We start from the raw sequence: 15,096 nt of genomic DNA, 5'->3' as shown, positions 1-15,096 counted from the left end.
AATCATGCGTATCCTGTTGTCACTTGTGGCCCTGCTTGTCTCTTTTGCGACTGCACAGGCGGCGGACATGCACAAGGTGCTTTATGTCTCCGGCACCCATTCCAATACCGCCAAGCTGACGGTAATCAAGGAACAGGCGGCAAAATACGGCATTAGCTTTGATGAAGTGAATGCCCGGGATTTCAAAACCGGCGCGGAGGCGCTGGCCCGCTTTAACGGCTATGACCTGGTGCTGATGGATGATTCCTCCGCCCGCAGCAGTGAAAAATCATTCGGCAAGTTCCTGCCGGAGGCAGCGTCCGCCAGCAGTCGTCTGCTGGCCATCAACTGGCTGCAAAGTCCCGATCTGGTCAGGGGACTGACACATGAACAGGCGCAGGCCCTGCATGATTATTATGACAACGGCGGCCTGGTGAACCTGAGCCGTATGGCCGATTATCTGGCACAGAAAGTTTTCGGCGACGGCTCAATCTCCGTGCCGGCGCCGGTGGTCTATCCCGAGGTCGGCATTTATGCGCCGGGCTATGACGGGCTGATTTTCAAGGATGTGGCGGGCTATCTCGACTGGCGCGGTGTCACTCTCGAGGAGGGCAGGCCGGTGATCGGGGTGATGCTGCAGCGCGCCCAGATCGAATCCGTCAATACCGCTGTGGTGGATGACGCCATTGCCCGGATCGAGGCCCGGGGCGCGCTCGCCATTCCCTTCTTTTTCGAGGTCAGCCCCCGCTCCACCGATTATGTCCCCATGCTGCAGAAAGACGGCCGGACCATCATTGACGTGATTGTCAATTTCCGCTCCATCCACTGGGCCGGTAAGCGCAAGGAAGAGTTTGAGCGCCTCGGCGTGCCGGTGATGCAGGCGCTGACCTATTTCGACGGCAACCAGGCGGACTGGGAAGCGGACAGCCAGGGCATTTCCGCTACCATGACGCCCTTTGTGCTGGTGCTGCCGGAAAGCGCCGGGGTGATTGATCCGGTGATCGTCTCCGCCCGCAACAAGCAGACCGGCCGGGCGGAGGTGATCGATTACCAGATGGATCATCTGGTTTCCCGCGCCCTCAACTATGCCGCCCTGCGCCACAAGCCCAACGGCGACAAAAAGCTGACCGTCATGGTCTGGGGCGACAAGGACATGGGCGCGTCCTTCCTCAATATTGAGCACAGCCTGCGCGCCATCAGCGCTAATCTCAATGAAGCCGGCTACGGCGTCGACAAGGTGGATGAAAATTATTTCACCGATCCCATCGACCGCATTCTCAATCCTTTCTATCGGGATTATGAACTGGACGGTCTGCTCAAGGACGATCTGGCCGAACTGATGCCGGTCAGGGATTACCTCGCCTGGTTCAACAGCCTGCCGCAAGAGGTCACCAAGCCGATCAATGATTTCTGGGGCCGGGCGGAAGACAATTTCATGGTGGTCAAGCGGGACGGCGAGGCTTTCTTTGTCCTGCCCCGGATCCGCAACGGTAACATGCTGGTGATGCGCCAGCCGCCGCGCTCCGACGACAAGGACCAGGACAAGCTGATCTATCACCAGGGTACGGTGCCCATGAACCATTATTATCTGGCCGCCTATTATTACGCCCGCAAATTCTGGAACAGTGACGCCATCATCCATCTCGGCACTCACGGCAGTCAGGAGTATCTTTCCGGCAAGGAGCGCGGCCTGTCCCGCTATGACCAGGGCAACCTGGCGGTCTGGGACACCCCGGTCATGTATCCTTTCATCATTGATGATGTGGGCGAGGCGATGCAGACCAAGCGCCGCGGCAGCGCCGTTGTCGTCGCCCATATGACGCCGCCCTTTGCCGCCGCCGGGCTGGAAGGGGAAACGGCCAATGTCCATGAGCTGATGCACCAGTATAAATCGCTGGATGACGGCGGGGTGAAGCAGAAAACCGGTGAACAGTTGAAACAGATCTGTTTTGACGCCAAGGTTTGCGACGACCTCGGCCTGACGTCAGAGCAGATTGACGCCGATTTCGACCATTTCCTCGAAGAACTGCACCTCTATCTGGAGGATGTGGCCAATGCCGACCAGCCGCTGGGGCTGCATACCTTCGGCGAGCTGGCGGAACCGGAGCTGGTGACCTCGACCATCGTGCAGATGCTGGGCCGCGATTTCGTCGCCCGGGCGCGGGAATTCGAGGCCGGCCATTATGGTGTGGCTCATGAAGATGGCACCGGTCATCTCGATTCCAAGGCGGAAAACCTGGAGGATCTCGCCGGCTTCAGGACCGTGCGCGACTATGTAATCCTCGGCAGGGATCTTGGTGACCTGGGCAACGAACTGCGCGCCGACATGGAAAAGGGCCGGGACTTTTATGGCCGCATGGAAGGGATCCGCGAGATGCCGCACCTGCTGGCCGGGCTCAGCGGCGACTATGTGCCGGTCAAGACCGGCGGCGATCCGGTCCGTTCCCCGGACTCGCTCGCCAGCGGTTACAATCTCTATGGTTTCGATCCGGCCCGCCTGCCGACCAAGGCCGCCTGGGAACAGGGTAAGGAACTGGTTGAGGGCGTGATCAGTGACTATTACAACAAGCACGGCCATTATCCCGACAAGCTGGCGTTCTCGCTGTGGTCGATCGAGGCCATGCGCCATTACGGCGTGCTGGAAAGCCAGGCGCTTTATGCCATGGGTATGCGGCCGGTGTGGAGCGACAGCGGCATGGTCACCGGCACCGAGGTCATCCCGATGCGGGAACTGAAACGCCCGCGGGTTGACGTGGTACTGTCCGCCACCGGCCTGTACCGCGATGCGTTCCCCAATGTGGTGCTGCGCCTCGCCGAGGCCGTCAAGCAGGTGGCCGAGCTTAAGGAAGCCAACAACTCGATCTGGGAGAACAGCCAGCGGGTTAAAGCCGAGCTCCTGGCCGAGGGCATGAGCGAGGAGGACGCGGACTATTTCTCAACCGTGCGGGTCTTCTCCGGCGAAAGCGGCACCTATGGCTCCGGCGTCGATGATGCGGTCCGGGCCAGCGATACCTGGGAGACCGACGCCAAAATCGCCGACAACTATATGGCCAAAATGGGCAATGCCTACGGCGCTGATCCCGCCCGCTGGGGCGAGAAAGTGGACGGGGTCAATATCTACGGCAAGCAGCTGTCCGGCACCGATGTGGCCATGTTCGCCCGCTCGTCCAACCTCTATGGCATGATTACCAGCGACGATCCGTTTGAATATTTCGGCGGCCTGTCGCTGGCGATCCGCAACCTGGACGGCAAGAGCCCGGACATGGTGATTTCCAACCTGCGCGACGCCGATAATCCGCGCGCCGAGGATGCAGCCCGGTTCCTGGCCAAGGAGTTACGCACCCGCACCCAGCACAGCCGCTGGGTCAGCGAGATGATGAAGGAAGGCTATTCCGGCGCCACCACCATGGAAGGCAAGATCAGCAACTTCTGGGGCTGGCAGGTGGTTGATCCCAACCTGGTGCGGGCCGACCAGTGGCAGGAATTCGCCGACATTTATGTCAATGACAAATTCGATCTCGGCATCCAGGAATGGTTCGAAAAAGTCAATCCCGGCGCCCAGGCCCAGATCATCGAGCGCATGCTGGAAGCGGTGCGCAAGAAGTATTGGGACGCCAGCGACGAGACGAGGCAGCAGCTGGTGGAGCGGCTGATCGAGCTGGTCAACAAATATGACCTGATCGTTGATAACGACAAGCTGGCCGAGTTCGTCAACGCCCAGGCCGCTGGTTTCGGTCTCAGCGCCGCCCTGCCGGCGCCAGCGGCGGCGTCACAGGGACAGATGAGCCAGCCGGTAGAGGGCCGGCAACTGAAGAAAGTGGAACAGGCGGAAGTGGTCGAGAGCGAGTGGGATATTCCGCTGCTGGCCTCTTTCGGGCTGTGCCTGCTGTTCTTTGTCTGGGGCGGCATCAGCCAGTCCCGGCACCGGGTGCGGCCGTGGGAGCGGATTGCCGCCATGTCGCCCGCCGAATAGGACGGACCGTTAGTCCGCCCGGCGATAGAGGTGCACGCCGTTCCCGTCGGTTTCCCGGATGACGCTGCCGTCATGGATCAGATAATTAAGGTGGGCGATGGTCTCGCCCGCCGCCATGTTCAGCTTGTCGTCGGGAATTTCCTTCTTGAACAGGGTGGCGAAACAGTCCGGCACCCGGACGGGGGTTCTGCACAGCTCCCGCAGGTTCGCCAGGTTATCCTCATGGTCGGCAATCAGGTAGGCCAGGCGCTCTTTCGCTCCGGTGAAGGGGTTGCCGTGGGCCGGCAGCACCAGCACTTCCTCCGGCAGATAGTCTTTGAGCCGGGCACAGGACACCAGCCAGTCGTCAAGAGGATTGGCGTCCGGTTCATACGGCCAGACGCTGATGTTGGAGGAAATTTCCGGCAGCAGCTGGTCGCCGGCGATAAACAGGTTCTTGTCCGGGCAATGCAGGCAGACATGCTCCGGCGAATGGCCGCGCCCGATCACCACGATCCACTCCACGCCGCCGATGGTCAGCCGGTCGCCGTGCCGGAGCCGGCTGTAGGCCTGGGGCAGGCTGCGGATGAAGCTGCCGAACTTGCCGAAGATGGCCCGGTAACTGTCGACCTGTTCGTCGGTATAGGCAGCAGCGCGGATAAAACGCATGGCCTCATCCGGCACGTCGTGATGGGTGTCGGCGACCAGGGTCCGGGCGGTGAGATACTCCACCTGGGACATATGCAGCGGAATGTTCCATTTGCGGCAGATCCAGCCGGCAAGGCCGATATGATCCGGATGCATGTGGGTGACGATGACCCGGATCACCGGCCTGTCGCCGAAGAAGTCTTTGAAGACACCGCGCCAGGCGTCCGAGGAGATTTTAGTGCCCATGCCGGTGTCGATCACGGTCCAGCCGTCATCCTCCTCAAGCAGCCAGCTGTTGATATAGGGCGGGCCAAACTCCAGCGGAATGCGGCAGCGATAGACCCCTTCGGCCACTTTGTCCGGCCGGCCGAGTTCCGGCTCGTGGGAAAAAGGGTAAGTCATCTGCGGGCGTCTGGGTCTGGTCATGGAGGTCCCTCGGAAAAGTCATCTTGTTCAAGATATAGAACGACCGGGCGGAAATGAAAAGGGCGGCGCGGTTCTAAAGAGTGATTACCCCCTATGTGTTTGCTGCATAGCTGCGTTTGCGCGAACCGGAGTCCGTGCTACTCTGGGCCTATGGTCTGAGGAATATAGCCGATGAAAGAAAAACTGGACCTTGATCCTGATATCTATGCCGCCTGGCGCGCGTCAGAGATTGGTCAACTTACCGAGGCGCTCGAGGACCGGGTGCTCGAAGACATGATGGGGGCTCCCGAAGGGCGGGATATCCTCGATGTCGGCTGCGGTGATGGCACCACGGCCATCGGGCTGGCCCGGCGCGGGGGACGGGTGATCGGGGTGGATATGGCCGAAGACATGATTGCCGCCGCTACCGCGCAGGCGGGGCGCGAACAGTCCGATGCCTGCTTTTACGTCGCCAGTGCCGAGGAGTTGCCGTTTGAAGATCAGAAATTCGATATCGTTCTTGCCAAGACCATCCTGTGTTTCGTCACCGATCCGGGGCCGGTCTTCGCTGAGATCGCCCGGGTCTTGAAACCCGGCGGTTGCCTGGTGATTGGTGAGCTTGGTAAATGGAGTTCCTGGGCGGTGCAGCGCCGGATCCGGGCCTGGTTCGGCTCCAGGCTCTGGCGCCGGGCCCGCTTCCGCACTGCACCGGAACTTCGGCGACTGGCGGAAAACGCCGGCCTCCGGGTGATCGAGGTTCGCGGCGCCATCTATTATCCCAGATGGATGCCGGTCGCGCGCCTGCTCAAGGGACTTGATCCCGGGCTTGGCCGCTTCACGACATTCGGCGCCGCCTTTCTGGCCATGCGGGCGGACAAGGAAAAAATCTGACCTGACGGCTACTGTCAGCTCACCAGCGGCATCCGTTCCAGGATCAGGCTGAACAGCTCGTTCTGGCTGGAGATGCCGAGTTTGGCATAGGCCCGTTTGCGGTAGGTATGGACCGTGGAAATGGCCACTTCCAGGTCGAGGGCGATGGCTTCCGAGGTATAGCCCTGGATGATGCGCACGCAGACTTCGCGCTCCCGCTCGGTGAGCTGGCCGAACACGTCGCTCTGCTCCTCGAGCAGCCGTTTCATCAGGTCCGGCGAGCGGCCGAGCGGCACGCTGGTGACGATCGGGTCGGCCGGCTTGTCGCGGAACTGGGTCAGGCGCGAATGTTTGAAAATCAGGTTGGTGAGCAGCGGCAAGAGCCGGGACAGCTCCCTGAAATCCTGTTCCGAGAAGGGCCCGGATTGTTCCAGCCGGTAAAAGCTGCAGTAAATATTGAAGGCGCTGGTCTGCAGCAGGCTCGAGACCTTGTCAATGAGGCCGGTCTTCTCGAAAAACTGCTGGCGGTAGTCCTCCGGATAACCCGATGTGTCGGCCTGGCCCAGTACCGTCAGTTGGTCGCCCTCCGGCGGGACGCCGTCTTCGGCAACCGGCGCCAGTTGCGGGTCCCGGGCTGAGAAGCCGGACACATAGGCGCGGGCCAGGCGGTTGCAGGTCTCTTCATCAAGCCGGCTCTGGGTGAACAGATGCTCGGTGTGGCCGTCGGGGCTGTTGATGAACACAGTGCAATGGTCGACGGTCACGGCGAGGTTGACCAGCTCGAACAGGGTTTCCTCGAACCCGGCCCGGCCCAGTTTGCAGATACAGCTGGTCAGTTTCGCCAGCCACTGGTCTGTCCCGCTTGTCGACACTTTTTTGTTCCTCCCGATGATCCCCGAGTTTATAGTGGCCGGAAACAAAATGTCCATGAGTAATCTATGTTTGAAGAAAGACTGAAAACGTCGATCTGGGTCGGGGCGGAGATCCGCCGGCTCGAGGTGGAGCTGATCACCGCCATGGTGCTGCACAAGGGCGATGCCGACCGCGGGCAGGTGCTGATCAAGCAGAACCTGCTTGGCCCCGGCTGTGTGCTTTACACCCAGGGCCGGGACCTGGACGGGGTGATGGTCTGGCGCTGCCCGCTCGGCGAGGAGCCGATCCCGGAAGACAAGGCCGACAGCTATATCGCCCGCCAGCGCGACTATGACGAGGACCTGTGGGTGATCGAGGTCGAGGATCCGAAGGGGACGTACCGGCCGCAAAGCTGACAGCGGCAAGGGGGGAATAATGAAAAAGCTGAATTTACTGATACTGATCGCACCGCTACTGCTTACGTCTTGTACTCATAAATGGGAGTATTGTGCTTCTGATCTTCCGATATCTTTGCGGAGTATGGTTGGCTCGCCCCGACTTGGTGAGGTAGAGGGACAGGAGCAGCTGTTTAAATATTATAAATGTCGAGCTGAGCATGACGACGAAGAAGCAATGTATCGAACGGGGCTAGCCTACGAATTGGGGATAGGTGTTCCCATTAATTACAAAAAGGCGATGAAGTATTACTTCAAGGCGGGGGACCGGGCGAATGGTATGGAATATGACTACTATCTTACAAACCAATTTCTTAAACTGCCTCTGGACAAAGGGCATGCAGAGGCTCAGTACCGGTTAGGATTGATGTTCATGGAAGGAAGAGGAAAAAAGCAGAGTTATCGTGTCGCGCGGCGTTGGTTTAAGGATGCCGCCGAGCGAGGACATGACGATGCGCGTAAGATGTATGAAATGCTTTTGCAAAAGTTGGAGGATGAAGCAACTCCTTGATTAGGTAGAAGTAATCCCGGAAACTTTCAAAATACACTACCAGAGTAAGCTAATAGTTTTCCGGCGTCGGCATGGCGATGAAGCCGGGCAGGGCTTCGATATTCCGCTGCCAGCGCAGCACATTGGGCCAGTCCTCGAGCTCGAAGCCGATCCGCGGTCCCTTGGAAATATGGGAATAATTGGCCACATCGGCGATGGTCGGCCCATTGCCTGCGAGCCAGTCCCGGCCTTCCAGATGCCGGTCCATGATCCCGAGCAGTTTGCGGCTTGCTTCCAGGCCTTCCCGCACAGCATTTTCATCGGGTATGAACATGGTGGCGATCCAAGCCCTGGCCGGGCCCTGCAGCACATCATTGGCGGCCACATTGAGCCACATCTGCACTTCGGCGGCCCGGGCCGGGTCATCGACCGGATACCAGTCTTTTGCGCCGTGTTTGAGCGCCAGGTAAACCAGGATGGCGTTGGATTCCCGGATCAGAAGCCCGTCATCGTCGAGCACCGGAATTTTGCCGAAGGGATTGATCTTTTTATAGTCCTCGGTCAGATGCTCGCCGTCGCGCAGGCTTACCGGCCGGCTTTCATAGTCCAGACCCAGCAGCGATAGGAACAGCCGCACCCGGTGGCTGTGCCCGGAATAGGCCATTTCATAGAGTTTATACATCTGTCTCTCCAGATGCCCTGATGTTCACTATGTATATTTTGTATTTCTAATATACAGATGGTTTAAATCAACGCCAAATCAAGATGGTATCTTGCCGGGGGCGAAAAGAATTTTTTCGACCTTCAACTCCACCAGCCGCTTCGCTTCCGGCGCATCGGGTTGAGCGATCCACCCGCTTTTATCAAAATTTTCAAAAATCACCCGGGCCTTGCCCAGCAGGCGCAGTTGCGTGCCGGTGCGGAAATCCACAAACATCAGGCCGGCCCGGCCATCCATCAGGATATTGCCGAGGGTGTTGAAGAAATTATTGCCGGCATAATCCGGGAACAGCAGCCGGTCCGGCGCGGGCAGCTGGACAAAGCCGGGCGCGCCGCCGCGGTGCGAGATATCCATGCCGCTGAATGCGTCATTCAGATGGGCGTCATAACCGCTGGCAATGAAAAAGCGCCGGCTGCTGCGGATAATCATTTGCAGTTCCGAGGTGAGGTGCGGGAGGGGTGCCTCCGGTCCGGAAGCAGGAATATCGTTGACGGTTTCGAGGTCAATATATTGTGGGCAGTTGCCGAACGCCTGATCGACCCGCAGGATCGTGAACCCGTCCTCCCGGGCAATCACCCGTCCGTTGACCCGATTGCGCCGCCGGGTGCTGAGATCCAGCCCGAGCACGCCGAGCTGCTGTCCGTCCCTGAGATCGCCGGACGGGCCATGCAGGATCAGGTGCTGATCATCCGGCACCGTTATAAGCGGCAGGTCATCCTGCAGAAACAGCGGCCGCGGCCAGCCGTCCCGGTCCCTCGCCGACAGGAACAGATACTGCAGGTACCGGAAGAAGTCCTGCTGCTCTTCGGTAAGGTACGGCCGGATGAACTTGCGGCCGATATTTTCCGCCAGTTCGCGTCGCCCGGCGCGGTCCTGCAGGCGCTGCTCCCCCTTGTGAAAGGGGGAGAGCTCTGTCATGTGATTGCTGATATCGTCCATGGCCTTATGCCGGATCGGGCATGGCGACAAAGCCCGCGAGCCCTTCCACATTGGCGAGCCAGCGCTGGATGTTGCCATAGCCGGAAATATCCACCCCGGCGATCGGTGCGCGGGAGACATAGCTGTACAGGGCCACATCGGCAATGGTCGGGCGGTCGCCGACCAGCCAGTCGCGGCCGTCCAGCAACGGGTCGAGCACGGCGTAAAGCTTGTGGCTCAATTCCACGCCTTCATTATAGGTTTTGTCATCGCCGCCGAATACCCGGGCCACATAGGCCTTGGCCGGGCCCTGCAGCAGCTCACTGGCGGCCACATTGAGCCATTGCTGGATTTCAGCGGCGGCTTTGGCGTCGTCGGTGGGGTACCAGTCCCGGGCTTTGTGTTTGAGCGCCAGATAGACCAGGATGGCGTTGGATTCCCGCACCAGATAACCGTCATCGTCCAGCACCGGCACCTTGCCGAAGGGATTGCGTTTGAGATGCGCCTCCTGCAGATGCTCCCCGGACAGCAGGTCGACAGGAACGGCTTCATAGTCGAGACCGAGCAGGTTCAGGAACAGCCGCGCGCGATGGCAATGGCCGGACAGGGAGAGGTCATAAAGTTTATACATGATATTATCCTTTCTTGAGGGGGTAAGAGCGTGTAGTTGAGATGTTGTTCACAAGTATTCCCACGAACACGACGAGCAGGGCGCCGCTGAGTACGGGGAACAGAAGAAAAGAGGCTGTCGGCGCGGACAACATCACCAGGATCGGGTTTGCCCCGGCGGGGGGGTGGGTCGTCCGGGTCAATTGCATCAGGGCGATGGCCGTGCCGACAGCCAGTCCAATAGCCCACCAGCCATCCCCGAACAGATAAAGGAAGATAAATCCGGTCAGGGCGGTGAGGGTATGGCCGCCGATGACATTACGGGGTTGGGCCAGGGGGCTCTCGGGAAGTCCGAAAACAAGAACGCAGCTTGCGCCAAACGGCGCCATCAAAAGGGGAACATTGGTATAGCCGGTCAGTGCGCCCAGCAGGCCGATAGCGACGGCGCCGCCGAGCCAGGACCAGAAAATATGCCGGTAGTCCCGTCCGGCGGTTGGTTGTACAGTTTTTAGAAGGTGCATAGCATTGTTCTCATGAAAATATATAGACAGGTCTGTCTCTTTTAGAATTAAATACAGACAGGTCAGTATATTTTCAACGATTATTTCTTCACAAATCTGTGATGTTGCGTGTTTTTCGGAAACAGAGTATGATTTTTAAAAGGAAATCAGACAGGTTTGTATAAGGTTACGTCATGGCATCATCCCGGGCATCATCACGCAAGGAGCATCTGGTGGAAACGGCGCTCAGGCTGTTCAATGAGCACGGCTATCACGCCACCGGCATCGATACCATCCTCAAGGAAGCAGGTGTCGCCAAGATGACCTTGTACAATCATTTCAAGTCCAAGGACGATCTGGTGGTGGCGGTGCTAAAGCGGCGCGAGGAATGGTTTGCCGAACAATATCGCCAGAAAACGCTGGGCTGGGAGAAAAAACCGGCCGGTCGGCTCCAGGTCTGGCTCGAGATCTATGAGGAATGGTTTCGGTCAGCAGATTTCAACGGTTGTATGTTCCAGATGGGGGCGGCGGAATATTCCGATCCCAAGGGACCTGTGTTCAGGGCGATCCGCGCCCACAAGGAACGCACCATGAAACAATTCGCCACCCTTGGCGCGGAAATGGGCCTCAAGGATCCGATCTCCTTCGGCCGGCAACTGATGGTGATCCTGGAAGGCGCGATCCAGGGCGCCAAGCTGTTCGGCCCGGAACCGGCCATTGAAACCATGCGCGAAATGGTCCGCCACCTGCTGCCGTACCGGGCGTGATTTGTTTCGCATTTCCCCTTGTATAAAGACTGGAGCTCCCCACATATGACCCGATCGGGGCAGGCGGTTCCGCCTGCGATCTAAAAAATCGGAAAAAACATCATTTTTTTCGATCACCGCCCTTGACTCTATTCCCCCATGGATTATCTCTCTAGGCAGCTGTTAGCACTCACAGGGAGCGAGTGCTAACCTTAACTCAAAACCAAGTCTAACAAGAGGGAATTACGAAATGGCATTTCGTCCTTTGCATGATCGTGTTCTGGTTCGTCGCGTTGACGCAGAACAGAAAACCGCCGGTGGCATCATTCTGCCCGACACCGCACAGGAAAAACCGAGCCAGGGTGAAGTGATCGCCGTTGGTTCCGGCCACAAAGCCGAAGACGGCGCCGTGACCGCTCTGGATGTGAAAGCAGGCGATACCGTCCTGTTCGGCAAATGGTCCGGCACCGAAGTCAAAGTCGACGGTGAAGACCTGCTGATCATGAAAGAGTCCGACATTCTCGGTATTATCGAGTAATTGGCTCGGCATCATCGAATAATACACCCCCAAAAATTTTCAGGCGCGATCGAAACTTCATTCTCGCGACCAATTGAAAAGAAACAAAGGAAGTAAAAATGGCAAAAGACGTAAAATTCGGTTCTGACGCCCGCGGCCGCATCCTCAAAGGTGTGGACACTCTGGCCAACGCCGTAAAAGTGACCCTCGGCCCGAAAGGCCGTAACGTTCTTCTCGAAAAATCCTTCGGCGCTCCGCGCATCACCAAAGACGGTGTTTCCGTGGCCAAGGAAATCGAACTCAAAGACAAATATGAAAACATGGGCGCCCAGATGGTCCGTGAAGTGGCCAGCCGCACCAACGACGTGGCCGGTGACGGTACCACCACGGCCACCGTTCTGGCCCAGAGCCTGATCAAGGAAGGCATGAAAGCCGTTGCCGCCGGCATGAACCCGATGGACCTGCGCCGCGGTGTTGATTTGGCCGTTGCCAAGGTTATCGAAGACCTGAAATCCCGCACCAAAGACATTTCCTCCAGCGAGGAAGTAGCCCAGGTTGGCTCCATCTCCGCCAACGGCGAAACTTCCGTCGGCCAGATGATCGCTGACGCCATGGACAAAGTCGGCAAAGAGGGTGTGATCACCGTCGAGGAAGCCAAAGGCCTGGAATCAGAGCTGGAAGTTGTGGAAGGTATGCAGTTCGACCGCGGTTACCTGTCTCCCTACTTCATCACCAACGCCGAGAAAATGACCGTTGATCTCGACAACCCCTACATCCTGCTGCACGAAAGCAAACTGTCCAGCCTGCAGCCGATGCTGCCGCTGCTGGAAGCTGCCGCCCAGTCCGGTCGTCCGCTGCTGATCATTGCCGAGGACGTTGAAGGCGAAGCATTGGCAACTCTGGTTGTCAACAAACTGCGCGGTGGCCTGAAAATTGCTGCTGTCAAAGCTCCGGGCTTCGGCGATCGCCGTAAAGCCATGCTGCAGGACATCGGTATCCTGACCGGCGGCCAGGTTGTGTCCGAAGACCTCGGCATCAAGCTGGAAACCGTAACCCTGGATATGCTGGGTACCGCGAAAAACATCACCATCACCAAAGACGACACCACCATCGTTGACGGCAATGGCGCCAAGGAAGAGATCGAAGCCCGCTGCGGCCAGATCCGCGCCCAGGTCGAAAGCACCACATCCGACTATGACCGTGAAAAACTGCAGGAACGCCTGGCCAAACTGGCCGGCGGTGTTGCCGTGATCAAGGTTGGCGGCTCCACCGAAGTTGAAGTGAAAGAACGCAAAGACCGCGTTGACGATGCGCTGCACGCCACCCGCGCTGCGGTTGAAGAAGGCATCGTCCCGGGCGGTGGTACAGCCCTGCTGTATGCCACACGCGCTCTCGAAGGCCTGGAAGGCGAAAACGCCGACCAGAACGTGGGGATCTCTATCGTGCGCCGCGCCCTGGAAGCCCCGGTGCGCCAGATCTCTGAAAACGCCGGTAAAGACGGCGCCGTGATCGCCGGTAAACTTCTGGAAAGCACTGACACCAACTATGGTTTCAACGCCCAGAAAGAAGAGTACACCGACCTGGTGGCTGCCGGTATCATCGACCCGACCAAAGTGGTTCGGACTGCTCTGCAGGACGCCGCTTCCGTCGCCGGCCTGCTGATCACCACCGAAGCCATGGTCGCCGAAATTCCGGAAGACAAAGGCGCACCGGCTATGCCCGACATGGGCGGCATGGGTGGCATGGGCGGTATGGGCGGCATGGGCTTCTAAGCCACGTCGCGTCATACGCCAAGAGTTACAGGGAAGGGCCGTGCCAACGCGCGGCCCTTTTCTTTTGGGGAGAGGATACTATGCGATTTTACGCCAGATGTACCTAGAAGTCTTATTTCCGAGGCTAGAGCTTTTCGTCAATGCCCGCTTGCTTCAGGACTTGGTTTGCGGTATGCCGTGAAGGGCATTTCGAGGGCAAGCTAATACTTCGACCGGTGCCGTTTCTTCGCCAGATCTCATGGTCACCCTTGCCGCTTCTATAGAAGGCGTACCCGTGATTTTTGAGTATTTTTGTGAGTTTCCTGTAGAAATTATCAGGCATCAGCAAACCGCTTCGAAGTTTCCGTCATATTGAGCGAAAAGTTCAAAGGGTACTGATTGGTGATCTTTACTGTGTTCGATGCACCCGTCATTCAATTCCACCAACTGAGGAATTAAATCCATCAGGATCTCTACAAGATCGCTAGGGGTCGGGGCGCAGGCTGCAAGACCGGGTACGTCTGTTTCATCTACTGACCAGACTTTGGCCTCTTCATCCCATATTGCTTTAACAATATATTTTTTCATGACATCCATGTCCACTCCCCCTCAATTGTTTCAGCAATGCGTTAATAATTAGTTAGTCTATGCTAAATCGTAATAATGTGCAATTTTCGCACAGCGTGAGTTTATATTATGTATTTAATATAAGAGTCAAATATGGCTTTTTTGGTGATATTCACGAATTTTTGGCATTGTCTCCGCAATTTTTGATTGATGATGAGTATAGACAGTTTCATTTTGATAATGACACTAAAACGATCGTTTGAAATTTCCTCGCGGATCGCCTAGACTGTTTCTAACAACATTTGGGAGCAGGGAACATGGACGACTATATCCTCAACGAACGGGACGGCAGCCTGCTGGTCCTCACCTTCAACCGGCCGGACAAGAAGAACGCCATCACCCAGGACATGTATACGGCGCTCAGCGACGGCCTGGTCGAGGCCGCGGAGGATGCGAGCGTGCGTGCGGTGGTGATCCTGGCCAATGGCGATGCCTTTACCTCCGGCAATGATCTCAAGGATTTTGCCGCCGGGCTGCGCCACGCGGAAAAGACCCCGGTGTTCCGCTTCCTGAAAACCATTTCCCATTTCGAAAAGCCGATCATGGTCGGGGTCAATGGCCTGGCGGTGGGCATCGGCACCACCCTGTTGCTGCACAGCGACCTGGTGTACGCGTCACCGGAAGCCACCTTCTCCACCCCGTTCGCCAACCTGGCGCTGGTGCCGGAGGCGGCGTCCTCGCTGCTGCTGCCGCGCCTGATCGGCATGGCCAAGGCGACCGAGATGCTGATGATGGGCCAAGTGCTGGACGCCGAAGAGGCGGAGCGGGCCGGGCTGGTGGCGCGGATTTTGCCGGGCAATAATTTCCGCGAGCAGGTGCTGGAGCGCGCCCGGGAGCTGGCCGGCAAAGCGCCGACCGCCCTTATGGAGACCAAACGACTGCTCCGCAAAAATAATCAGGAAATCCAGGATCGCATGGATGAAGAGGGGCTATTGTTTGCGGAACGGCTGAAAACTCCCGAATTCATGGAGGTGGCGACCGCCTTCTTCGAAAAACGCCCGCCGGATTTTTCAAAATTCTGACGTAAATATAAGGACTTGCTCACGCTGTCGGCAC

Annotated in this window: 16 protein-coding genes; 8 read left to right on the top strand and 8 right to left on the bottom strand. The window is 58.0% G+C overall.

From position 1 onward, the window contains the following. The first annotated feature begins 4 nt into the window (after nt 1–4). Entirely contained in the window at nt 5–3,952 is a 3,948-nt protein-coding gene (locus FIV46_RS11810) for a cobaltochelatase subunit CobN (protein WP_139941132.1), read from the top strand. Nucleotides 3,953–3,961: 9 nt separating this feature from the next. On the opposite strand, the gene FIV46_RS11805 is transcribed toward FIV46_RS11810, so the two are convergent. Then, the gene (locus FIV46_RS11805) at nt 3,962–5,005 is read right to left on the bottom strand and encodes an MBL fold metallo-hydrolase (protein ID WP_139941131.1); all 1,044 of its coding nucleotides are present in this window, start codon (nt 5,003–5,005) and stop codon (nt 3,962–3,964) included. Between the two features lie 171 nt (nt 5,006–5,176). Here FIV46_RS11805 and FIV46_RS11800 point away from each other — a divergent pair, with 171 nt between their 5' ends. Then, nucleotides 5,177–5,875: a class I SAM-dependent methyltransferase gene (locus FIV46_RS11800; RefSeq protein ID WP_139941130.1), complete on the top strand. Its 699-nt coding sequence runs from the start codon at nt 5,177–5,179 to the stop codon at nt 5,873–5,875. Nucleotides 5,876–5,889: 14 nt separating this feature from the next. On the opposite strand, the gene FIV46_RS11795 is transcribed toward FIV46_RS11800, so the two are convergent. After that, complete coding sequence (locus tag FIV46_RS11795; protein WP_181163218.1) at nt 5,890–6,726, bottom strand: helix-turn-helix transcriptional regulator; 837 nt, start codon at nt 6,724–6,726, stop codon at nt 5,890–5,892. A 66-nt stretch (nt 6,727–6,792) separates the two neighbouring features. Between FIV46_RS11795 and FIV46_RS11790 the strand changes: the two genes are divergently transcribed. Together FIV46_RS11790 and FIV46_RS11785 are read left to right on the top strand one after the other, a co-directional pair. Beyond that, entirely contained in the window at nt 6,793–7,122 is a 330-nt protein-coding gene (locus FIV46_RS11790; protein ID WP_139941128.1) for a DUF1491 family protein, read from the top strand. 19 nt (nt 7,123–7,141) lie between these two features. Further along, nucleotides 7,142–7,672: a tetratricopeptide repeat protein gene (locus FIV46_RS11785; RefSeq protein WP_139941127.1), complete on the top strand. Its 531-nt coding sequence runs from the start codon at nt 7,142–7,144 to the stop codon at nt 7,670–7,672. A gap of 49 nt (nt 7,673–7,721) precedes the next feature. On the opposite strand, the gene FIV46_RS11780 is transcribed toward FIV46_RS11785, so the two are convergent. From FIV46_RS11780 to FIV46_RS11765, 4 genes are all read right to left on the bottom strand, one after another. Continuing rightward, nucleotides 7,722–8,333 carry a glutathione S-transferase family protein gene (locus FIV46_RS11780; RefSeq protein WP_219846101.1) on the bottom strand — a complete coding sequence of 204 codons (612 nt, stop codon included), beginning with the start codon at nt 8,331–8,333 and terminating at the stop codon, nt 7,722–7,724. Between the two features lie 78 nt (nt 8,334–8,411). Next, nucleotides 8,412–9,311 carry a pyridoxamine 5'-phosphate oxidase family protein gene (locus FIV46_RS11775; protein ID WP_181163217.1) on the bottom strand — a complete coding sequence of 300 codons (900 nt, stop codon included), beginning with the start codon at nt 9,309–9,311 and terminating at the stop codon, nt 8,412–8,414. Between the two features lie 4 nt (nt 9,312–9,315). Beyond that, nucleotides 9,316–9,921 (bottom strand): glutathione S-transferase family protein, encoded by a 606-nt coding sequence (locus tag FIV46_RS11770; RefSeq protein ID WP_139941125.1) that lies wholly within the window; start codon nt 9,919–9,921, stop codon nt 9,316–9,318. 4 nt (nt 9,922–9,925) lie between these two features. Next, nucleotides 9,926–10,420 (bottom strand): HPP family protein, encoded by a 495-nt coding sequence (locus FIV46_RS11765; protein WP_139941124.1) that lies wholly within the window; start codon nt 10,418–10,420, stop codon nt 9,926–9,928. 173 nt (nt 10,421–10,593) lie between these two features. Here FIV46_RS11765 and FIV46_RS11760 point away from each other — a divergent pair, with 173 nt between their 5' ends. The 3 genes from FIV46_RS11760 (at nt 10,594) to groL (ending at nt 13,434) form a co-directional block, all read left to right on the top strand. After that, nucleotides 10,594–11,166, top strand: a complete 573-nt coding sequence (locus FIV46_RS11760; RefSeq protein WP_139941123.1) for a TetR/AcrR family transcriptional regulator — start codon at nt 10,594–10,596, stop codon at nt 11,164–11,166. Between the two features lie 229 nt (nt 11,167–11,395). Then, nucleotides 11,396–11,683, top strand: coding sequence for a co-chaperone GroES (groES, locus tag FIV46_RS11755; protein WP_139941122.1), 288 nt, complete (start codon nt 11,396–11,398; stop codon nt 11,681–11,683). A gap of 98 nt (nt 11,684–11,781) precedes the next feature. Continuing rightward, a complete protein-coding gene (gene groL, locus FIV46_RS11750; protein WP_139941121.1) occupies nt 11,782–13,434 on the top strand; it encodes a chaperonin GroEL in 1,653 nt (550 codons plus the stop codon). A gap of 124 nt (nt 13,435–13,558) precedes the next feature. Here the strand turns inward: groL and FIV46_RS18415 are convergent, their stop codons facing one another. Both FIV46_RS18415 and FIV46_RS11740 read right to left on the bottom strand, forming a co-directional pair. Further along, nucleotides 13,559–13,756 (bottom strand): type II toxin-antitoxin system HicA family toxin, encoded by a 198-nt coding sequence (locus FIV46_RS18415; RefSeq protein ID WP_139941120.1) that lies wholly within the window; start codon nt 13,754–13,756, stop codon nt 13,559–13,561. Beyond that, nucleotides 13,756–14,010, bottom strand: a complete 255-nt coding sequence (locus FIV46_RS11740; RefSeq protein ID WP_139941119.1) for a DUF1902 domain-containing protein — start codon at nt 14,008–14,010, stop codon at nt 13,756–13,758. Before FIV46_RS11740 ends, FIV46_RS18415 begins: the two co-directional genes overlap by 1 nt. A gap of 287 nt (nt 14,011–14,297) precedes the next feature. On the opposite strand from FIV46_RS11740, the gene FIV46_RS11735 reads away from it, so the two are divergent. Then, the gene (locus tag FIV46_RS11735) at nt 14,298–15,062 is read left to right on the top strand and encodes an enoyl-CoA hydratase (RefSeq protein WP_139941118.1); all 765 of its coding nucleotides are present in this window, start codon (nt 14,298–14,300) and stop codon (nt 15,060–15,062) included. The last annotated feature ends 34 nt before the right edge of the window (nt 15,063–15,096 follow it).

This window comes from Emcibacter nanhaiensis (assembly GCF_006385175.1).
In the GTDB taxonomy this organism is placed as follows: Bacteria; Pseudomonadota; Alphaproteobacteria; order Sphingomonadales; family Emcibacteraceae; genus Emcibacter; species Emcibacter nanhaiensis.
Note: the sequence above shows the minus strand (reverse complement) of the source record. Positions and strands in the feature narration are given on the sequence as shown.